Here is a 19,338-nt window from a genome sequence, read left to right as displayed (position 1 = left end):
TACTCTAAGTGTGAACGTCACCTGGAAACACCATAGGCGTGTTGAACCGCTGATTCGGGGGCACGGATTGCGAAACCGTGGCATAGGCAGACAATCAGACAAGCGTCAAATTGTCTGCGTCCATTCACATTTAGAAATCCCAGTCGTCATCCTCCGTCGCAACGGCTTTGCCGATGACATAGGACGATCCTGATCCGGAAAAGAAATCGTGGTTTTCATCCGCGTTGGGAGAGAGTGCCGACAGAATGGCAGGATTGACTTTGCACGCTTCGTCCGGGAACAGCGCCTCGTAGCCAAGATTCATAAGCGCCTTGTTGGCGTTGTAGTGGAGGAATTTCTTGACGTCTTCGGTCAGGCCGACGCCGTCGTAGAGGGCCTGTGTGTATTTCGCCTCGTTGTCATAGAGTTCGAGCAGCAAATCGAAGGCAAAATCCTTGATTTCCTGTTTGCGCTCAACGCTCAAAAGCTCTACCGCACGCTGGAATTTGTAGCCGATATAGTAACCGTGCACGGCCTCGTCACGGATGATCAGCCGGATCATATCGGCGGTATTGGTGAGCTTGGCGCGGCTCGACCAGTACATCGGCAGGTAAAAGCCGGAATAGAACAGGAAGCTTTCGAGGAAGACGGAAGCCACTTTCTTCTTCAGCGGATCGCCGCTTTCGTATTCGCGCATGATCAAGGCAGATTTCCGCTGCAGAAATTCGTTTTCTTCGGACCAACGATAGGCATCGTCGACATCTGGTGTCGAACACAGAGTGGAAAAAATCGAGGAATAAGAGCGGGCATGCACTGCTTCCATGAAGGAAATGTTGGAAAGCACCGCCTCTTCGTGAGCAGTGGAGGCGTCGGCCATCAGTCGGATCGAGCCGACACCGTTCTGGATCGTGTCGAGCAGCGTCAATCCGGTGAAGACGCGGATCGTCAGCTGCTGCTCCTCAGGCTTCAACGTGGCCCACGACGGAATATCGTTGGACAGCGGTACCTTTTCCGGTAGCCAGAAGTTTGCCGTCAGGCGGTTCCAGACCTCCAAATCCTTTTCGTCTTCGATGCGGTTCCAGTTGATGGCACGGATGCAGCTTGCGGGCTTGACGGCTATGTTCATGTCTTGATCTTTCGAAGCGTTCTTGTTCACAGCGCGCATGATACGCAGCCCTGCACTTCCGTGCCTTCCAGCGCCATCTGACGCAAACGGATGTAATAGATTGTTTTGATGCCCTTTTTCCAAGCGTAGATTTGCGCCCGGTTGATGTCGCGTGTGGTGGCCGTGTCGCGGAAGAACAGTGTCAAGGACAGCCCTTGATCGACATGCTGGGTGGCCGCCGCATAGGTATCAATGATCTTCTCGGGACCAATTTCATAGGCATCCTGGTAGTATTCGAGATTATCGTCGCTCATGAAAGCAGCAGGATAATAAACGCGCCCAAGCTTGCCTTCCTTGCGGATTTCGATCTTCGAAACGATGGGATGGATCGAAGATGTCGAGTGATTGATATAGGAGATCGAACCGGTCGGCGGCACGGCTTGCAGGTTCTGGTTATAAAGACCTGAGGTCATGACGGCCTTTTTCAGCGCAAGCCAGTCGGCCTGCGTCGGGATCGAGATACCGGCTGTCACGAACAACGCGCGCACCCGCTCGGTCGCAGGGAGCCAATCGCGTTCGGTGTATTTGTCGAAATACTCGCCCGAGGCATATTTCGAGTGCTCAAAGCCCTTGAAGCTGATGCCGCGTTCAGTCGCAATCCGGTTCGAGGCCCGGATGGCGTGATAGGTGACGGTGTAGAAATAGATATTGGTGAAATCGATGCCTTCGTCGGAGCCGTAAAAGATGCGCTCTCGTGCGAGATAGCCATGCAGGTTCATCTGCCCAAGGCCAATAGCGTGGCTGTCGTCATTGCCTTTTTCGACCGACGGCACCGATGAAATGTGGCTCATGTCGGAGACGGCCGTCAGTGCCCGGATCGACGTCTCGATCGTCTTTGCGAAGTCGGCACTGTCCATAGTCGCGGCGATATTCAGCGAGCCAAGATTGCACGAGATATCCTTGCCCATCAGTTTGTAGGATAAGTCGTCATGATATTCGCTGGCGTCGCTGACCTGCAGGATTTCCGAGCAGAGATTGCTCATGGAGATGCGTCCTGCGATCGGGTTCGCACGGTTTACCGTGTCCTCGAACATGATGTAGGGGTATCCGCTCTCGAACTGGATTTCGGCAATCACCTGAAAGAAGTCACGGGCCTTGATTTTCTTCTTTCTGATCCTGGAATCCGCAACCATCTCCCGGTATTTTTCAGTGACGGATATTTCGGTGAAGGGGATGCCGTAGACACGCTCGATATCGTAGGGTGAGAAAAGGTACATATCCTCATTGTTCTTCGCCAGCTCGAAGGTGATATCAGGCACGACGACGCCCAGAGACAGAGTCTTGATCCTGATCTTCTCGTCGGCATTTTCCCGCTTGGTGTCGAGAAACCGCATGATGTCGGGATGATGGGCGTTGAGATAGACCGCGCCGGCGCCCTGACGCGCTCCCAGCTGGTTGGCATAGGAAAAACTATCCTCAAGCAGCTTCATCACGGGAATGATGCCCGATGACTGGTTCTCGATCTGCTTGATCGGAGCTCCCGCCTCGCGAATATTCGTCAGCGACAGCGCGACGCCGCCTCCGCGCTTGGAAAGCTGGAGCGCAGAATTGATGCCTCGCGCAATTGACTCCATGTTGTCTTCCATTCGCAGCAGGAAGCATGACACAAGCTCGCCACGCTGCTTCTTTCCGGCATTGAGAAATGTCGGCGTTGCGGGCTGGAAACGGCCGGAAATGATCTCATCGACAAGGTCGCGGGCAAGCGCCTCGTTTCCCTGCGCCAGCGTCAGCGCGACCATGCACACACGGTCTTCGTAGCGTTCCAAATATCTTTTGCCGTCGAAGGTCTTCAGCGTGTAAGAGGTGTAATATTTGAACGCGCCGAGGAAGGTCGGAAACCTGAATTTCCTGGCATAGGCAGCGTCGAACAAATCCCGCACGAAATTGAACGAATACTGGTCCAGAACCTCGCGTTCGTAATATCCTTCGGTGACGAGGTAATCCAGTTTCTCCCGCAGGTTATGGAAGAACACCGTGTTCTGGTTGACATGCTGGAGAAAATACTGTTTTGCCGCCAGCCGATCCTTGTCGAGCTGGATGTTCCCATGCTCGTCGTAGAGGTTCAGCATCGCATTGAGAGCATGGAAATCCAGCTCTGATTCCGATGTCTTCAGGGGCTTTTCGAATGTGGTCGCGTCCAAAATCGTTCCAATCCGTGTTTGACGTTTGCGACGTCTTGCTCAGTGCCCAGAAGCTCGAACCTGTAGAGATACGGCACTTGGCACTTGTTCGAGATGACGTTGCCGGCGATCCCGTAGGTCGCACCGAAATTGCTGTTGCCTGCGGCGATCACACCGCGAATGTTTGCGCGGTTTTCCGCATCGTTGAGGAAGCGGATCACCTGTTTTGAGACAGCCCCTTTTCCGCCCTCACATGCGTAAGTCGGCAGGATCAGGACATAGGGGGCCTCGACGTGAAGACTTTCGCAAAGGCTGATGGGAATTCGCCGTGACGGGATGCCCAGCCTTGTGACGAAGCGATGGGTGTTTTCCGATCGGCTGGAAAAATAGACGATCTGCCCCACGCGTCTAACTCAGGCAGCGAGCGCGCTGATCATGTCTGGACGAAAGCCCGCCCAATGGGTCTCGCCAGCCACGACTACAGGAACCTGACGATAGCCCAGTCCCTGAACCAGATCGTAGGCATTCGTGTCTTCGGAGACATCGATGATGGTGTAGTCGATGCCCTGGCGGTCGAGAGCGCGAGTGGTTGCTGTGCATTGGACGCAGGCTGGCTTGCTGTAAACGGTAACGGTCATGAGTATCCTCGTAAGATGTATGTAGGCGTGCACCATCGATCAGGCGTAGGGAACGCCCGTGCGGGAAATTTGTGATAGTTGACGGCCGAAATCGGCCAAAGGCTCTAGAGCCGGCTACTCACGCGGATACTGAACTGAAAGACGCGGCATTGACTTCACCCCGAAGTGGTTGATGCGGAGGTCAGGGGAAGCGGCACGCACTGGGTCATCCCGCACGCAAACGCGACCTTCGGACACCCCGCCCGTGGACGTTTCTGTTTGAGGCAGGTCTCCTGGCTCGCGGGTCGTCACATCCATCTCGCCTTCCCAACGCCTTTCGGCCCCAGTGGCTGTTTGAGAGAATGCTCGCCGCTTACAGTTGCGGGGGCAGCTTCGGCTTTGATCCGCCCCAAGGGACATCACGCACCGTATTCCCGTCTTAGCTTTCGACCCTCAAGAATCGAAAGAACCTCGAACACCATATATAGTATAGAAAGCAATTTTTTCGTCAACCAATATGGCTGCGTTCGAACAAACTGGGCTGGGGATAAATGATACAATCTGGGTGTCGTCGATTGGAAAGGGAGAAACGACGCAGCGTTTTCAGGCCTCCATAGCTCGAAAAGACTAAGCGCGTGCTCAGAGTTGCCATAGCGAGACGCAGAAGCCCCTCATATCCAAAGCTCGCCGGTTGCAGCCTTGCTCTTTAAAGCTGGGGTTCCTAAGCTGTTCATCAGCAGTAGCTTGCACGCCTGGCCAGCTCGCGTGCGTCTCTGTCCTATGAAGATGACGAAAAGGAAGGCTCATGAAGATCAATCAACTCGCCGCCGCGGCTGCTTTCTGCATGTGTGCAACCAGCGCCCTGGCGGAAAAACCGCAGGTTCGTGATGAGTTCTTTTGGCTTGGCGAGATCAACAAGGCCACGACCATCATCAATTCGCAGGAGGGGCTGCTCGATAAAGCTCTGGTTCCGTCTATCGCCGCGGGCATCAAAACGGTCATAGACAATGGCAACGCGCCAGGCGCCAAGCGGCCTTCGACCGTCATCACGTTCGAACCTTTGCTGATAGACGCAGCTGGTCCGGAAGTCACCCTGCTGCACGCCGGGCGCTCCAGTCAGGACATGCACGCCACCTTCCGAGCAGCCATATTGCGCGACGAACTGCTTGATCTTGCGCGGCAACTGAACGACACATCGGCAACGCTGGTCTCGCTCGCCGCCCAGCATGTGGAAACGATCGTCCCGAATTACACCAACGGCGTCGCCGCGCAGCCAAATAGTTACGGCCATTACCTGCTGGGTCACGCCGCAGGGCTGGAACGCGATGCACAGCGCATCCGCGAGACCTATGCCCGGGTTGATCGATCTGCGATGGGGACGACCGTGTTGAACGGCACAAGCTGGCCTTTGAACCGCACACGCATGGCCGATTATCTCGGCTTCGCCGCCATTGTCGACAATGCCTACGACGCCTCGCAAATCTCTTCGACCGATGAACCTGTGGAAGTCGGTGCGATCGTCACAAGTATCGCGCTTCATACGGGTCAGTTCATCGAAGACCTCATGACACAATATGCTCAGCCCAGACCCTGGATTTTGCTGCAAGAGGGGGGTGGCAACACCTATGTTTCAAGCGCCATGCCGCAAAAACGCAACCCCGGTCTGCTAAACTCTACGCGACAGGATGCATCGACTGCGGTCACGCTCGCACTCGGTACGGTCATTCAGGCGCACAACATCACACCTGGCATGAACGACGCCAAGGACGTTGGCGCAAGTAGCGAGATGGTGGCCAGTGCACGCAAAGCTCTGGCAGGCTGGAACAAGATTCTCGGTGCTCTCGTCGTTGACCCCCAGCGATCGCTGGAAGAGCTCAACAGCGATTGGACCGCCTCCCAGGAATTGGCGGATGTGTTGATGCGCAAGTATAAACTGCCCTTCCGCGTTGGCCACCACTTCGCCTCGGATGTGGTCGAATACGCCAAAGCCAACAACATCAAACCGCTTGACTTCCCTTACGCCGAAGCAAGCCAGATTTACACGCAGGCCGTCGATGGCAGCAAATTTCCCGCCAAACTTCCCATGAGCGAGGAGGAATTCCGCTCTACCCTCGATCCCAAGGCCATCGTCAGAAACCGCGCCACGGTTGGCGGTCCCCAGCCTGCTGAAATGGAGAGAATGCTTTCTGTCGCCAAAGGCAAGCTGGACGAGCAAAGTGAGTGGATCAAGCAGAAAAGGGAACGGATTTCATCGTCCCTCGCCCGCCTCGATTCAGACTTCGACGGCCTTACGACCGCCAAGCAATAGATCGTCAATCGGTGGATTGCAGGTGAACATGGACGGCCCTGAAGCCGTTCATGTTCACACCGGTAAGCCAAACCTGCCTGATTGATAGGAGGGCCTTACGCTTACTTCATCTCGGGAAGCGCTGGTTCTCTTCCAGCACATTCAGATCCATGTGGTTTCGCATATAGCGTTCTGATGCTTTTTGAAGCGGCTGGTAATCCCAAGGGTAATAGGCACCGTTTCGCAGAGCCTTGTAGACCACCCATCGACGCGCCTGACTTTCGCGTACCGACGCATCATAGGTCGCCAGATTCCAGCGTTTGTTCATCTCGCTCATCAGCGACGTGAGCACATCCCCATAGTGCGGGTCGTCTGCAAGATTGCAAAGCTCGCGAGGGTCAGTTTCCACGTCGAACAGCATCGGTGGATCCTGCTCGCAGAGCGTCAGCTTGTAGCGGCCGTCGCGTAGCGCGACCATTGGCGCTATCGATCCTTCCGCCGCATATTCCATCGGCACCGGGCCACGTTCCACCGCGTTCTTTGCGATCTCCGACAAATCCTGGCCGTCGGTCCAACGCTTCAACGACGTGATGTCGAGACCTGCGAGCGAACACAGGGTAGGCGTCACATCCAGAGTGGAAACTGGTGCATCGATACGTTTCGGGGTCCAGCCGGGCGTGGAGATCATCAGGGGCACGCGTGCCGAGCCCTCGAAGAAGCACATCTTGAACCACAGTCCGCGTTCACCCAGCATATCGCCGTGATCTGAGAGAAACAGGATGGTCGTATTTTCGTCCATTCGCGTGCGCTTCAACACGTCGAGGATTTCGCCGATCTTGTCATCGAGATAGGAAATATTGGCGAAATAGCCTTGTCGCGCCCGCCTTTCCTGGTCGGCAGAGATATCGAATGCACGATGATCGCAGGCTTCCAGCAAACGCTGCGAATGCGGGTCCTGCTCATCGAAAGGCAACGACGCAACATCAGGATCGAGCGCCGGGCAATCCTCGTATAAATCCCAATATTTCTGCCGTGCCACGTAAGGATCGTGCGGATGGGTGAAGCTGACGGTCAGGCACCATGGCCGCTCATCGAGCCCGCGTGCCAGATCGTAGAGCTTGCGGGTCGCGTGATAGGCAACCTCGTCGTCATATTCCATCTGATTGGTAATTTCAGCGACGCCTGCCCCAGTGACGGAGCCGAGATTGTGATACCACCAGTCGATCCGCTCACCCGGCTTTGTATAGTCGGGCGTCCAGCCGAAATCGGCAGGGTAGATATCTGTCGTCAGCCGCTCTTCGAACCCGTGAAGCTGGTCGGGACCGACGAAATGCATCTTGCCGGAAAGGCCGGTGTAATATCCAGCCGAGCGCAGATGATGGGCGTATGTCGGAATATCGGAAGCGAATTCCGCAGCATTGTCATAGACCCGCGTGCGGCTGGGTAGTTGTCCAGACATGAAGGACGCTCGCGCCGGGGCGCACAGCGGACTTGCGGTGTAGCTGTTGGCGAAGCGCACCGAGCGCTCAGCCAAGGCTTTCAGATGCGGCGCGTGCAGAAAATCCGCAGGTCCATCGGGGAAAAACGTCCCATTCAACTGATCGACCATGAGGATGAGAATATTCTGACGCGTCATGCATTTTTATCCTGGAATCAGAGGCCGACGGCAGCTTTTACCGCAGCATCGCCCGGCTTGCCATCCAGCGTCGTGACACCCGCCAGCCATGTGTCGATGGCTTTCGGATTGGCTTTGAGCCACGCAGTCGCAGCGTCCGTCGCGCTTTGTCCGTCCAGAATCTCGCCCATCAGCTTGTTTTCCATGGCAACATCGAACTTCAGGTTCTTGAAGAGCGCCGTTGCGTTCGGGCATTGCGCCGTCCAGCCCGTGCGAGCCAGCGTGTAAACCTGCGCACCACCGAAGTTGGGGCCGAAGTAATCATCGCCACCGGAGAGATATTCGATCGAGAATTTCTCGTTCATCGGATGCGGTGCCCAGGCAAGAAAGACGACGCCCTTCTTGGATTTTCCTGCCCGGTCCACCTGTGACAGCATGGCCTGCTCACCGGATTCGACCAGTTCCCAGCCCTTCAGGCCGAACTTCTCGTCGGCAATGATTTTTTGAATGTTCTGGTTGGCAGGCGCGCCGGGTTCGATACCGTAAATCTTGTGGTCGAACTCATCGCCATGCTTTGCCAGATCGGCAAAACTCTTGATGCCTTTTTCCGCCATATATGAGGGCACGGCGAGCGTGAATTTCGCGCCTTCCAGATTCTGACCGATGACCTCTATGGCCTTGGCCGAATTCAAATCATCGATAAAAGACTTCTGGGCAGGCATCCAGTTGCCGAGAAATACATCGATTTCGCCATTCTTCATGGCCTGATAGCCGATGGGAACGGAAAGTGTTTTCACATCCGGCTCATAGCCCAGCGCGCCCAGCACGACCGACGCGACGCCGTTGGTGGCGGTAATATCCGTCCAGCCTGGATCGCTCAGACGGATGGTCTTGCAGGCGGCATCATCGGCTGCCTGTGCGTTACCGGCAAATGCAGCAACGAGAAGAAGAAGGCCTGCGGTCTTCAGACCCATACGAGATTTCCGGTTCATTGCTGTCCTCCAGGATTTTCGAGATTTTTAGTCAACAACACATTGATCTGCGTCGTGAAGTGGATAATTTTTGATATCTGACAAAAGGATTTTTTATGGCTGAACGACCGATCACCTTGGGATGGATGCGAATTCTGCACGAAATCGGCAAGCGCGGCAGTCTTACCGCAGCCGCGCAGGAGCTTGTCCTTACCCAACCTGCCGTCAGCTATCAGCTACGGCGTCTTGAGGATGAGCTTGGGGTGCGCCTGTTGAAGAGGCAACATCGCGGTGTGGAATTGACGCCTGAAGGCGTGAAGCTACATGCGCTGATCAGTCGCCATGTCGTTGAGATCGATGAATTGGCCAGTGAATTCAAAGCGTATGAGAGGCCCACTGTGCGCCTGCACATGGACTATGCCTTCTCATCGCTCTGGCTCATTCCACGCATGCAGGCGTTTCGTGCCCGATATCCCGACATCAATATCCAGATTGCGGCCAACCAGAACCCGCTTCGGCAGAATGCGGGCGATGACGATGTTCTCGTCATTTTCGGAACGCGGCAGGAAGCAGGGAACGACGCAACGCTGCTCTTGCCCGAGAAGGTAAGACCGGTCTGCGCGCCCGGTTTTCTGGATAGACCGCCAGAGGCAATAACGCCAGCAGATCTCGCAACCCTGAAACTCGTGCATCTGGAAAGCGACTGGGCGTCGACATGGTTCGACTGGCCCAAATATTTCAAAAGCATTGGAGTGAACAGAAACGCTGAACAGGGACGCGGCGACATGAGCTTCAATACCTATTCGCTGGTGGTGCAATCCGCGGTGGAACGACAAGGCCTGGCACTGGGCTGGGCGGGACTGGTGGATGACCTCGTGGAAAGCACCGCTCTGGTAGGTGTCGGGCCCACACTCGACGCCCCGGACCGCGGTTACTGGCTGGTAGGCTCCTCAACCCGCAAGGTGGCAACGCTAAAGCTGGTGGAATGGCTGAAGGAGAAAGCCCCGCAAGGATAGACCTACTCGACAAAACCTCTCATCGGTCGCGTGCCGGATGATTTCAAATAGGCACTCGGAGAGCTACCCAGCATGCGACGGAACATGGTGGTGAAAGCCGAAACGTTCTCATAGCCCGCATCCAGCGCGACATTCGTTATTGCCTCTCCGCTGGCAAGCCGTGGCAGCGAGGCGAAAATGCAGGCCTGCTGCCGCCACGTTACGAAACTCACGCCCGTCTGGGCTCGAAACAGTCTGGTAAACGTCCTGCGGCTCATGCCCAACGCCTGCGCCCAGTCATCGATACTGGCATTGGCCGCGGGTGTTTCGAGGAAATCCCGGCACCGGCCTGCCATGCCGACATGGGTTGGAAAAGGCAGGCCAAGCGGCTGCTCGGGAAGACGACCTATCTCATCCATCAGCAGTTCCATGACCAGTTCGCGCCTGCGCGCATTGGCTGGCCGGATATCGTCGTCGATCAGTTCCTCGATAAGCTGGCCAGCCAGAACGGTTACCTCCACGACACGCGGGCGATCAGTGGCGATGACATCGGGATGGACATAGACCGAATTCATTTCCACCCGGCTGATCATTTCGCTGGAATGCTGCAGGCCCGCCGGAATAATCAATCCATGACCGGGTGGGATCATCCAGCGGCCTTTCGCGGTGCTGACCAGCACTACTCCGCTGCGGGCAAACCACAGCTGGGTCTTGCGATGCGAATGGACGACGCCCCGCGACCCCTTCGAATAGGTGCGGCGCAGTGCCAGCACCGCTTCATTGGCACCATCGATAAAAGTCAGCATCGCCTTATGGTCGTCACCACCAGGGACGCTGATCTCAGACGATTCATGGCTACGCATTTGGCCCACTCTCGAAAAAACTAGACCACACCACAAAAGCAGGCCGACGACAATGCGCGTAGAAGATCGCGATAATCAAAAGTGCCAACCGCGGCACATTTCTGGAGAAAACCCATGGCGAGTGTGACCAGCACGAGCTTCAGCGCTGAAAAAACGACCTTTTCCATCATTGCCGCAGCCAGCTTCTGCCATATGCTCAACGATATCATGCAGTCGCTGCTGACATCGCTTTACCCGCTGCTGAAAGAAAATTATGCGCTGGATTTCGTCCAGATCGGACTGCTGACCTTTGCCTTTCAGGTCACTGCATCGCTGTTGCAGCCCGCAGTTGGCGTTGCGACGGATAAATGGCCGATGCCGTTTTCCTTGCCCGTCGCCATGCTGTCCACCTGCGCTGGCCTGATTACGCTTGCCTATGCGCACAGCTTTCCCGTTCTCGTCATCGGCGCCTGCATGATCGGCATCGGCTCGGCCATCTTCCACCCGGAAGCGTCGCGCGTCGCACGTGTCGCATCAGGCGGTCGCCACGGTCTGGCACAGTCCTTCTTCCAGGTTGGAGGCAACACCGGAACAGCCATAGGGCCGCTGCTGGCTGCCTTTGTCGTTTTGCCCAAGGGTCAGCAGAGCCTCAGCTGGCTTTCGTTGATAGCACTCGCCGGTTTTGCCGTGCTGTCCTGGGTCAGCGTCTGGTATAGCCGCCATCGTCGTAGCAATGCGGGACGCCCGCCCGTCAGCCGCGCCCTGCCGATGGCGCGCAACAAGGTCTTGCTGACACTCGTCGTCCTGCTCATCCTGACCGCGACCAAGAACGCTTATCTCGCCAGCCTTTCGAGCTATTTCACCTTCTATACGATCGAGAAATTCGGTCTTGAGGTCCAGAGCGCGCAATTGCTTCTCTTCCTGTTCCTGGGTGCATCTGCGGCAGGCGTGTTCTTCGGCGGGCCCATTGGCGACCGCTTCGGATCGCGCGTCGTCATCTGGTTCTCGATCCTTGGCGTCATCCCCTTCGCTCTGCTCCTGCCCTATGCCAACCTGACATGGACGGCCATCCTCGTCGTTCTGATCGGCTTTGTCTTCTCCTCGGCATTTTCGGCAATCGTCGTCTTTGCGCAGGAACTCGTGCCGGGCCGCGTGGGGCTGATCGCCGGCATGTTCTTCGGGTTTGCCTTCGGCTTCGGCGGCATCGGTGCCGCAGTGCTCGGCGTCTTTGCCGACCGGGAAGGCATCGAGTTCGTTTACCACGTCTGCTCCTACATGCCGCTGCTCGGGTTGCTCACCGTGTTTCTGCCGCAACTGCCCAGCAGACGCAAACCAGCATAGAGATTTCACGCAAACAAAACAGCCGCCGGGACTTTCGTCCGGGCGGCTGTTGTCGTGAAAGACGATGATCAGGCAGCGCGCAACTGCGCTGACAAGGGAATCTCGACATCGATTTCCAGCAACGACATATGCTCGTCGCTGTCCATCTTGACGTGAACCTTGTCGCTGTCGATCTGCACATGTTTGGCGATGACGGCGAGAATTTCCTCCCGCAGCAAAGCCACCAGTTCGTTCCCATCGCCGTTACGCTCATGGGCCAGCAGAACCTGCAGCCGCTCACGCGCCAGCGGCGCGGATTTCTGTTTGCGGAAAAGTCCGAAGATGCTCATGCAGCCCTCCCGAAGAACTTGGCGAAGATGCCACGCTTTTCGCCGGGGATCATCATCGCAACGTCTTCGCCGCGCAGACGGCGCGCCGCATCGAAATAAGCCATGGCAGGCGGTGATTTTGCATCCGCCAGCGTAACCGGTGCACCGACGTTCGAAGCGCGCAGAACGTCCATGCTTTCTGGAATGATGCCGATCAGCGGGATGGAGAGAATTTCCAGCACGTCTTCGACCTTGAGCATATCGCCGCGCTCCGCACGAACCGAATCGTAGCGTGTCAGCAGCAGGTGCTTTTCCATCCGCTCGCCGCGTTCGGCCTTCAGCGTCTTGGAATCCAGCAAGCCGATGATGCGGTCTGAGTCGCGAACGGAAGAGACTTCCGGGTTGGTGACGACAACGGCGACATCCGCATGGCGCATGGCCAGCGTCGCACCGCGCTCGATACCCGCCGGGCTGTCGCAGATGACCCAGTCAAAATGCTTCTTCAGCTCGCCGATCACCCACTCCACACCCTCGGGCGTCAGATTGTCCTTGTCGCGTGTCTGAGAGGCCGGAAGCAGAAACAGCGTATCGAGACGCTTGTCGCGGATCAGCGCCTGCGGCAGCTTGGCATCGCCCTGAATGACATTGACCAGATCGTAGACGACACGGCGTTCCGCACCCATGACCAGATCGAGATTGCGAAGACCGACGTCGAAGTCCACGACGACGACCTTTTCCTTGTTCTGTGCCAGCGCTGCACCGAGCGCGGCAGTCGACGTTGTCTTGCCAACGCCTCCCTTACCGGAAGTAACGACTACTACCTTCCCCATCCTGCTCTCCTGTTTTCTGCCGCTTACGGCTTAATTGAGTTTTTCTGCCTTGATCGTATCGTTTTCCAGCCACAGCTGGACCGCCTGACCGCGAAGTTTCGGGTCTATGTCTTCTGCCACCTTGTAGACGCCGTCGATGGCCAGCAGCTCGGCTTCCAGCTTCTTGCAGAAAATCCGTGCCGAAGCATTTCCGAGCGAACCCGCCATGGCACGACCACGCAGCGCGCCGTAAATATGGATCGATCCGCCCGCGATAACCTCTGCACCCGATGCCACGGAACCGACCACGGTGACGTCACCTTCCGGAAAGATGACCGATTGCCCAGAGCGAACCGGCTCGCTGATCATCAGCGACTGAACCGTGCTGCGGATTTCGGTCACGGGTGCCTTTACCGGTTCTTCGGCAACCTCGGCGGTTGCCAGCGAGACGGGCTCCACCTCGACGTCCGATGCTGCCTTGCCACCCTTCAATGCTGGCGGCATGCCGGGCTCGATCATGGAAGGGCGCGCGCCCTCTATGCCCATGATGGCAACGTTGCGCGAGACGAGTTCAGCCAGAAGCCCCTTGAGACCTGCTTTGTCGAGCTTCAGATCCGCAACATCCAGCACCACTGGCCGCGACAGGAAGAAACCGGCAGACCGCGCTGCGAGATCGTCCAGTCGCTCAAGCCATTGATCCAGGGGCTGTTCGGGAGAAAGCACGACCGCAAGAAACGAACGGCCTTTTATGCGAATTGAACGTGAGGTTTCTGTTAGCACTTTGGTCATCTTGGTAAACAAATCATTGATAATGGAGTACCGCAAATGTGGTTAACAAAGGGTTAACAGGACCGTTTCGAGGCCGGTGAAATTAACACCTGCGGACCTGATGAACCCGCCGGGAACCGACAGCCCCAGTTTGCAGTTATGTCTGTAATATCGGGGATTTAGATGTCATCAACGCAAAGAAGTGCATCGTCTGAAGGCGATGAAACCAGGCAGTTCCTGACGGGCATTGCCCGGGGTACCGGGGGCGCGCTTCTCTTTGCCCTGCCCATCTTCATGACCATGGAGATGTGGTTTCTCGGACTTTACATCGATCGCACCAAACTTTTCCTCCTTTGCGCCCTCAACATCCCCCTCCTGATTCTCCTCGCACACCGAATCGGCTTCGAAAAAACCGCCGACTGGAAAGAGGCCTGCCGAGACGCGGCGATCGCCTTCGGGCTCGCGATCATCGTCAGCACAGCAATCCTCATTCTGTTCGGCATCCTCGACGATCAGGCGACACGGAGTAACGTCATCGCGAAGGTCGCCCTACAGGCGGTGCCCGCCAGCATCGGCGCGCTTCTGGGCCGAAGCCAGCTCGGCGCGCATTCGGAGGAGGAGGACGAAGAAAATGAGGGAAGCACGGAAACCAGCTACGTCATGGAACTGTTCATGATGATGGTCGGCGCGCTGTTCCTCAATCTGAATGTCGCGCCGACGGAAGAAATGATCCTCATCGGCTACAAGATCACGCCTTACCACACTCTTCTTCTCGTCATTCTGTCCATTCTCATCATGCATGGCTTCGTTTACGCACTACACTTCAAGGGAAGCCATCGGCATGCGGAAAATGGCAGGGGATGGCACAGTCTGGTGCGGTTTACCCTGCCGGGTTACGTCATCGCGCTTGCGATGAGTGCCTACACGCTGTGGACCTTCGAGCGCCTGGGCGACACGTCGCTGTCCCAGATGATCTCGGCCATCGTTATTCTCGGCTTTCCCGCCGCAATCGGCGCCGCATCCGCGCGGCTGATCTTGTGAGGCCATCATGACCAAATCCTCCGCCAAGGGGCATATTGAGACATCCTCTCCCCATTGGATCGAGTGGCTGACCGGTGGCCTCTGCGGGTGCATCGTCATTGCGCTTCTCGGCTGGCTGATTTGGGATATCTATCGCTACGATGACAGTGCCCCTGATTTTACGCTGAACGTAACAGCCATCGAACCGGCATCGGGCGGCTTTCGCGTCGCCTTCGACATACACAACGTGTCCCAGTCGACAGCCGCCCGAGTCCACGTCGTGGGAGATTTGCAACCGGCTGCTGGAGCGGCAGAGACAGCCGACGTAACCTTCGATTATGTCGCCTCGGAATCCCGCGACAGGGCCACGCTGTTCTTCACCACACAGCCCTCGACAGATACCCTGCAGCTGCGCGTGGCTGGCTACACTGAGCCATGACCTAAGCATGAGAAAAATATTCCATTTTCCCGCATCTTTTTGCGTCTTTCTGCCGTTTAAATACGCAGAATTTGTGGGATGAGACATCATTAGAAAATCCTGAAAGGAATACCATGAGCTGGCTCAAGACACTTGCTACCGCCGCCGCCTTTAACGCTGCCATCGTCGCCCCTTCCTTCGCCGGCGAGAACCTTGACCAGATCAAGTCTTCAGGCGTCATCAAGATCGGGACCGAAGGCACCTACGCTCCCTTCACCTTCCACGATGCCAGCAACAAGCTCGTCGGCTTCGACGTCGAAATCGGTGAGGCCGTGGCCAAGAAGCTTGGCGTGAAGGCCGAATTCGTTGAAGGTAAGTGGGATGGCCTGATCGCAGGTCTCGATTCCAAACGCTATGACGCCGTCATCAACCAGGTCGGTATCACGGAAGCCCGCAAACAGAAATATGCGTTCTCAGAGCCTTATATCGCATCGAAGGCCGTGCTGATCGTCAGTGAGAAGAACGATGACATCAAGGGCTTTGCGGACCTGAAGGGCAAGAAGTCGGCACAGTCGCTGACCAGCAACTTCGGCAAGCTGGCAACGGAAGCCGGTGCTGAACTTGTGGGCACGGATGGTTTCGACCAATCGATCCAGCTGGTTCTGACCGGACGCGCCGACGCGACCATCAATGACAGCCTCTCCTTCTACGACTTCAAGAAGAAGCAGCCAAAGGCGCCGGTCAAAGTCGTGGCCGAAAAGCCAGACGCCGACTATTCCGGCATCATCGTGCGCAAGGGCGATGATGAGCTTGTGGCCTCGATCAACAAGGCACTGGCAGACATCAAGGCGGATGGTACCTACAAGACCATTTCCGATAAATACTTCGGCCAGGACGTTTCCAAGTAAACGACTGGAAGACCTGTTATCCCCTGCGGAAATAGGTCATGATCCGAACCAGACCAGACAGTCCGGCGTTAGCGCCGGACTTCGTTTTTTATTAAGGGGCTCACCGTGCCGCATTGGCTGCAATTGATGATGGACTCGCTTCCGACCCTGCTGTGGGCGGGCGTGAAGTTCACCATTCCACTGACCTTGCTTTCATTTGTCCTAGGGCTGAGCCTAGGTCTGGCGACCGCAGTATCTCGCCTGTTCGGCCCTATGCCATTAAGGCTGATCGCCCGCTTTTATGTCTGGGTCATCAGAGGCACGCCGCTCCTCGTCCAGCTTTTCGTGATCTTCTACGGCCTGCCCAGCATCGGCATCCTGCTGGATGCGTTTCCCGCCGCTTTGATCGGCTTCACGCTGAATGTTGGCGCCTACACGTCTGAAATCATCCGTGCGGCCATCTCCTCGGTGCCAAAAGGCCAGTGGGAAGCGGCGTTTTCGACCGGCATGAGCTGGCGTCAGGCCATGCAGCGCACCATTCTTCCGCAGGCAAGCCGTGTGGCCGTGCCGCCGCTGTCCAACACCTTCATCTCGCTGGTCAAAGACACGTCGCTTGCTGCCGCCATCACCGTGCCGGAGCTTTTCCAGTCCGCACAGCGCATCGTCGCCACCACTTATGAGCCGCTTATCCTCTATATTGAAGCCGCCCTCATCTATCTCGCCCTCAGCTCGGTGCTGTCCAACTTGCAGGCCCGGCTTGAAGTGCGGTTTGCCCGTTATGGCGGCATGATGGAGAACAGCCGATGATCGAGCTTTCCAATATCGAAAAACGCTTCGGCGAAGCCGTCATCCTCAAAGACATTTCGCTGACATTTCCAGAGGGCAGCGTCACGGCGCTGGTTGGCCCATCCGGCGGCGGCAAAAGCACGCTGCTGCGCTGCATCAACCTGCTGGAGCTGCCGACCGAGGGCACGGTGCGCATCGGCACCGACTCGATTGCCTTCACGTCAGGCAAGAAAGTAACATGGCAATCCATCCAGAAAATCCGCCGCCAGACGGGCATGGTGTTTCAAAACTTCCAGCTGTTTCCGCATCGCACCGCGATTGAAAACGTCATGGAAGGTTTGCTGATCGTTCAGAAATGGTCGCGCGAGAAAGCAAGAGATCGCGCCATGGAGCTTCTGACCAAGGTCGGCATGGCGCACAAGGCCGATGCCTGGCCCGCCAATCTCTCCGGCGGACAGCAGCAGCGCGTTGCCATTGCCCGTGCGCTCGGACCCTCGCCGCAGGTGCTTCTGTGCGACGAGCCGACCTCGGCGCTCGACCCGGAACTTTCAGAGGAAGTCGTTGATGTGCTTGGCCAATTGGCACGCGAGGGAACGACCATGGTAATGGCGACCCACGATCTGCGTCTTGCGTCGCGCATCGCCAACAATGTCGTGTTTCTGGAGGCTGGCAAGGTGGTGGAAACAGGCACTGCCGAAGCCATTTTCCGGGCACCTGAACAGGAGCGCACACGCCGCTTCGTCTCCTCCATCAATGCGGCGCAATCTCTCTGATCAGGCTCGAAATCTGCACATCTGGCCGTAATAGACTGTTTTCAATTCGAGATTTCACGTCTAAGCCTATGTGACGATATCAGCATGAGGGAGGTTGCATGCCGACGGTTCTCGAGGAATTGGACGCGCGCCGGGCCGAAGCAAGGCTTGGCGGAGGCCAGAAGCGCATCGATGCGCAACATGCCAAAGGCAAGCTGACAGCGCGGGAGCGCCTCGATGTTCTGCTGGATGAAGGTTCCTTCGAAGAATACGACATGTATGTTACCCACCGCGCGGTGGATTTCGGCATGGCCGAACAGAAGGTGGCGGGCGATGGCGTCGTTACCGGCTGGGGCACCATCAACGGTCGCCAGGTCTACGTCTTCAGCCAAGATTTCACCGTTCTGGGCGGCTCGCTGTCCGAAACCCATGCGCAGAAGATTTGCAAGGTCATGGACATGGCTGTGCGCGCCGGTGCACCGCTGATCGGCCTTAACGATAGCGGCGGCGCGCGTATTCAGGAAGGCGTGGCGTCTCTGGCCGGTTACGCCGAGGTCTTCCGCCGCAATGCTGAAGTATCCGGCGTCATCCCGCAAATCTCCGTCATCATGGGCCCCTGCGCTGGCGGCGCGGTCTACTCGCCAGCCATGACGGATTTCATCTTCATGGTGCGCGATACCTCCTACATGTTCGTCACTGGGCCGGATGTGGTGAAAACCGTCACCAACGAGATCGTCACCGCGGAAGAGCTGGGCGGGGCCTCCACCCACACCAGAAAATCCTCCGTCGCCGATGGCGCTTATGAAAACGATATCGAAGCGCTGGAAGCCGTCCGGGCGCTCTTCGATTTCCTGCCGCTCAACAATCGCGAAAAGGCACCAAGTCGTCCGTTTCACGATGACCCGGCGCGGCTGGAGCAGCGGCTCGATACGCTGATCCCCGACAGTTCCAACAAGCCTTACGATATGAAGGAACTGATCCACGCGCTGGCTGATGAAGGCGATTTTTTCGAGATTCAGGAGGCCTTCGCCAGAAACATTATCACCGGCTTTATCCGTATCGAAGGGCAGACCGTGGGCGTTGTCGCCAACCAGCCGATGGTGCTGGCCGGATGCCTGGATATCGACAGCTCGCGCAAGGCCGCCCGCTTCGTGCGGTTTTGCGATGCCTTCAACATTCCGCTTTTAACGCTGGTGGATGTACCGGGCTTTCTGCCGGGTGTGGCGCAGGAATATGGCGGCGTCATCAAGCATGGGGCAAAGCTGCTATTTGCCTATTCGGAAGCGACCGTGCCGATGGTGACGCTGATTACCCGCAAGGCCTATGGCGGCGCTTATGATGTCATGGCCTCGAAACACATCGGTGCTGACGTCAACTACGCCTGGCCGACGGCGGAAATCGCTGTCATGGGCGCAAAGGGTGCGGCGGAAATTCTCTACCGCTCCGAATTGTCCGACCCGGACAAGATCGCGGCGCGCACCAGGGAATATGAGGAGCGGTTCGCCAATCCCTTCGTGGCGGCAGAACGCGGCTTTATCGATGAGGTCATCATGCCCCATTCCTCCCGCCGCCGCATTGCCCGGGCGTTTGCCTCACTGCGCAACAAGCAGGTGACGACGCATTGGAAAAAACACGACACGATTCCGCTGTGAGGACAA

General features: G+C 57.0%; 19 protein-coding genes and 1 riboswitch. Of the genes, 9 read left to right on the top strand and 10 right to left on the bottom strand.

Annotated elements, in window-relative coordinates; genetic code table 11:
• Window positions 1-130 precede the first annotated feature (130 nt).
• Genes nrdF through nrdH form a run of 4 tightly spaced genes read right to left on the bottom strand, consistent with a single transcriptional unit; the run spans window position 131 to window position 3,902 of the window.
• Entirely contained in the window at window positions 131-1,105 is a 975-nt protein-coding gene (gene nrdF / locus ASF29_RS02800) for a class 1b ribonucleoside-diphosphate reductase subunit beta (protein ID WP_062448658.1), read from the bottom strand.
• 26 nt (window positions 1,106-1,131) lie between these two features.
• Entirely contained in the window at window positions 1,132-3,285 is a 2,154-nt protein-coding gene (nrdE, locus tag ASF29_RS02795; RefSeq protein WP_062448285.1) for a class 1b ribonucleoside-diphosphate reductase subunit alpha, read from the bottom strand.
• Entirely contained in the window at window positions 3,255-3,668 is a 414-nt protein-coding gene (gene nrdI / locus ASF29_RS02790; protein WP_062448283.1) for a class Ib ribonucleoside-diphosphate reductase assembly flavoprotein NrdI, read from the bottom strand. Before nrdI ends, nrdE begins: the two co-directional genes overlap by 31 nt.
• A 9-nt stretch (window positions 3,669-3,677) precedes the next feature.
• The gene (gene nrdH, locus ASF29_RS02785) at window positions 3,678-3,902 is read right to left on the bottom strand and encodes a glutaredoxin-like protein NrdH (RefSeq protein ID WP_062448282.1); all 225 of its coding nucleotides are present in this window, start codon (window positions 3,900-3,902) and stop codon (window positions 3,678-3,680) included.
• Window positions 3,903-4,146: 244 nt separating this feature from the next.
• Window positions 4,147-4,370, bottom strand: a riboswitch (cobalamin riboswitch).
• Between the two features lie 316 nt (window positions 4,371-4,686).
• Between nrdH and ASF29_RS02780 the strand changes: the two genes are divergently transcribed.
• The gene (locus tag ASF29_RS02780; protein WP_062448280.1) at window positions 4,687-6,189 is read left to right on the top strand and encodes an argininosuccinate lyase; all 1,503 of its coding nucleotides are present in this window, start codon (window positions 4,687-4,689) and stop codon (window positions 6,187-6,189) included.
• Window positions 6,190-6,295: 106 nt separating this feature from the next.
• Here the strand turns inward: ASF29_RS02780 and betC are convergent, their stop codons facing one another.
• Window positions 6,296-7,804, bottom strand: coding sequence for a choline-sulfatase (betC, locus tag ASF29_RS02775; RefSeq protein WP_062448278.1), 1,509 nt, complete (start codon window positions 7,802-7,804; stop codon window positions 6,296-6,298).
• 17 nt (window positions 7,805-7,821) lie between these two features.
• Window positions 7,822-8,775, bottom strand: a complete 954-nt coding sequence (locus tag ASF29_RS02770) for a choline ABC transporter substrate-binding protein (RefSeq protein WP_062448277.1) — start codon at window positions 8,773-8,775, stop codon at window positions 7,822-7,824.
• Window positions 8,776-8,870: 95 nt separating this feature from the next.
• Between ASF29_RS02770 and ASF29_RS02765 the strand changes: the two genes are divergently transcribed.
• Window positions 8,871-9,770: a LysR substrate-binding domain-containing protein gene (locus ASF29_RS02765; protein ID WP_062448275.1), complete on the top strand. Its 900-nt coding sequence runs from the start codon at window positions 8,871-8,873 to the stop codon at window positions 9,768-9,770.
• A gap of 2 nt (window positions 9,771-9,772) precedes the next feature.
• Here ASF29_RS02765 and ASF29_RS02760 read toward each other — a convergent pair whose 3' ends face one another.
• Window positions 9,773-10,612 carry a helix-turn-helix transcriptional regulator gene (locus ASF29_RS02760; RefSeq protein WP_062448273.1) on the bottom strand — a complete coding sequence of 280 codons (840 nt, stop codon included), beginning with the start codon at window positions 10,610-10,612 and terminating at the stop codon, window positions 9,773-9,775.
• A gap of 114 nt (window positions 10,613-10,726) precedes the next feature.
• Between ASF29_RS02760 and ASF29_RS02755 the strand changes: the two genes are divergently transcribed.
• Window positions 10,727-11,932 carry an MFS transporter gene (locus ASF29_RS02755; protein WP_062448271.1) on the top strand — a complete coding sequence of 402 codons (1,206 nt, stop codon included), beginning with the start codon at window positions 10,727-10,729 and terminating at the stop codon, window positions 11,930-11,932.
• A gap of 68 nt (window positions 11,933-12,000) precedes the next feature.
• On the opposite strand, the gene minE is transcribed toward ASF29_RS02755, so the two are convergent.
• The 3 genes from minE to minC are packed head-to-tail and all read right to left on the bottom strand — an operon-like array spanning window position 12,001 to window position 13,838.
• A complete protein-coding gene (minE, locus tag ASF29_RS02750; RefSeq protein WP_062448270.1) occupies window positions 12,001-12,261 on the bottom strand; it encodes a cell division topological specificity factor MinE in 261 nt (86 codons plus the stop codon).
• Complete coding sequence (gene minD / locus ASF29_RS02745) at window positions 12,258-13,070, bottom strand: septum site-determining protein MinD (RefSeq protein WP_062448268.1); 813 nt, start codon at window positions 13,068-13,070, stop codon at window positions 12,258-12,260. The genes minE and minD overlap by 4 nt, the downstream gene beginning before the upstream one ends.
• A gap of 30 nt (window positions 13,071-13,100) precedes the next feature.
• Window positions 13,101-13,838, bottom strand: a complete 738-nt coding sequence (gene minC, locus ASF29_RS02740) for a septum site-determining protein MinC (protein ID WP_062448656.1) — start codon at window positions 13,836-13,838, stop codon at window positions 13,101-13,103.
• Window positions 13,839-14,000: 162 nt separating this feature from the next.
• On the opposite strand from minC, the gene ASF29_RS02735 reads away from it, so the two are divergent.
• The 6 genes from ASF29_RS02735 (at window position 14,001) to ASF29_RS02710 (ending at window position 19,332) form a co-directional block, all read left to right on the top strand.
• Window positions 14,001-14,858 (top strand): TIGR02587 family membrane protein, encoded by an 858-nt coding sequence (locus ASF29_RS02735; RefSeq protein WP_062448266.1) that lies wholly within the window; start codon window positions 14,001-14,003, stop codon window positions 14,856-14,858.
• 7 nt (window positions 14,859-14,865) lie between these two features.
• Window positions 14,866-15,276 (top strand): TIGR02588 family protein, encoded by a 411-nt coding sequence (locus ASF29_RS02730; protein WP_062448264.1) that lies wholly within the window; start codon window positions 14,866-14,868, stop codon window positions 15,274-15,276.
• 113 nt (window positions 15,277-15,389) lie between these two features.
• Window positions 15,390-16,163: an amino acid ABC transporter substrate-binding protein gene (locus tag ASF29_RS02725; RefSeq protein ID WP_062448263.1), complete on the top strand. Its 774-nt coding sequence runs from the start codon at window positions 15,390-15,392 to the stop codon at window positions 16,161-16,163.
• A gap of 105 nt (window positions 16,164-16,268) precedes the next feature.
• Window positions 16,269-16,949 carry an amino acid ABC transporter permease gene (locus ASF29_RS02720; protein ID WP_062448261.1) on the top strand — a complete coding sequence of 227 codons (681 nt, stop codon included), beginning with the start codon at window positions 16,269-16,271 and terminating at the stop codon, window positions 16,947-16,949.
• Window positions 16,946-17,701, top strand: coding sequence for an amino acid ABC transporter ATP-binding protein (locus tag ASF29_RS02715; protein ID WP_062448258.1), 756 nt, complete (start codon window positions 16,946-16,948; stop codon window positions 17,699-17,701). Before ASF29_RS02720 ends, ASF29_RS02715 begins: the two co-directional genes overlap by 4 nt.
• A gap of 98 nt (window positions 17,702-17,799) precedes the next feature.
• On the top strand, window positions 17,800-19,332 hold the full coding sequence (locus ASF29_RS02710) for an acyl-CoA carboxylase subunit beta (RefSeq protein ID WP_062448257.1): 1,533 nt from the start codon (window positions 17,800-17,802) through the stop codon (window positions 19,330-19,332).
• The last annotated feature ends 6 nt before the right edge of the window (window positions 19,333-19,338 follow it).

The sequence above is a fragment of the Rhizobium sp. Leaf262 genome (genome assembly GCF_001422245.1).
GTDB lineage: Bacteria > Pseudomonadota > Alphaproteobacteria > Rhizobiales > Rhizobiaceae > Agrobacterium.
The sequence above is the reverse complement of the archived record's forward strand: the minus strand, read 5'-3'. Positions and strand labels throughout refer to the sequence as shown.

Coding starts and splice junctions, on each gene's coding strand:
- ASF29_RS02730 (WP_062448264.1), top strand. CDS start 14,866: ATGACCAAATCCTCCGCCAAGGGGCATATTGAGACATCCTCTCCCCAT.
- ASF29_RS02725 (WP_062448263.1), top strand. CDS start 15,390: ATGAGCTGGCTCAAGACACTTGCTACCGCCGCCGCCTTTAACGCTGCC.
- betC (WP_062448278.1), bottom strand. CDS start 7,804: ATGACGCGTCAGAATATTCTCATCCTCATGGTCGATCAGTTGAATGGG.
- ASF29_RS02755 (WP_062448271.1), top strand. CDS start 10,727: ATGGCGAGTGTGACCAGCACGAGCTTCAGCGCTGAAAAAACGACCTTT.
- ASF29_RS02715 (WP_062448258.1), top strand. CDS start 16,946: ATGATCGAGCTTTCCAATATCGAAAAACGCTTCGGCGAAGCCGTCATC.
- minE (WP_062448270.1), bottom strand. CDS start 12,261: ATGAGCATCTTCGGACTTTTCCGCAAACAGAAATCCGCGCCGCTGGCG.
- ASF29_RS02710 (WP_062448257.1), top strand. CDS start 17,800: ATGCCGACGGTTCTCGAGGAATTGGACGCGCGCCGGGCCGAAGCAAGG.
- ASF29_RS02735 (WP_062448266.1), top strand. CDS start 14,001: ATGTCATCAACGCAAAGAAGTGCATCGTCTGAAGGCGATGAAACCAGG.
- ASF29_RS02765 (WP_062448275.1), top strand. CDS start 8,871: ATGGCTGAACGACCGATCACCTTGGGATGGATGCGAATTCTGCACGAA.
- ASF29_RS02780 (WP_062448280.1), top strand. CDS start 4,687: ATGAAGATCAATCAACTCGCCGCCGCGGCTGCTTTCTGCATGTGTGCA.
- minC (WP_062448656.1), bottom strand. CDS start 13,838: ATGACCAAAGTGCTAACAGAAACCTCACGTTCAATTCGCATAAAAGGC.
- nrdH (WP_062448282.1), bottom strand. CDS start 3,902: ATGACCGTTACCGTTTACAGCAAGCCAGCCTGCGTCCAATGCACAGCA.
- ASF29_RS02770 (WP_062448277.1), bottom strand. CDS start 8,775: ATGAACCGGAAATCTCGTATGGGTCTGAAGACCGCAGGCCTTCTTCTT.
- ASF29_RS02760 (WP_062448273.1), bottom strand. CDS start 10,612: ATGCGTAGCCATGAATCGTCTGAGATCAGCGTCCCTGGTGGTGACGAC.
- nrdF (WP_062448658.1), bottom strand. CDS start 1,105: ATGAACATAGCCGTCAAGCCCGCAAGCTGCATCCGTGCCATCAACTGG.
- minD (WP_062448268.1), bottom strand. CDS start 13,070: ATGGGGAAGGTAGTAGTCGTTACTTCCGGTAAGGGAGGCGTTGGCAAG.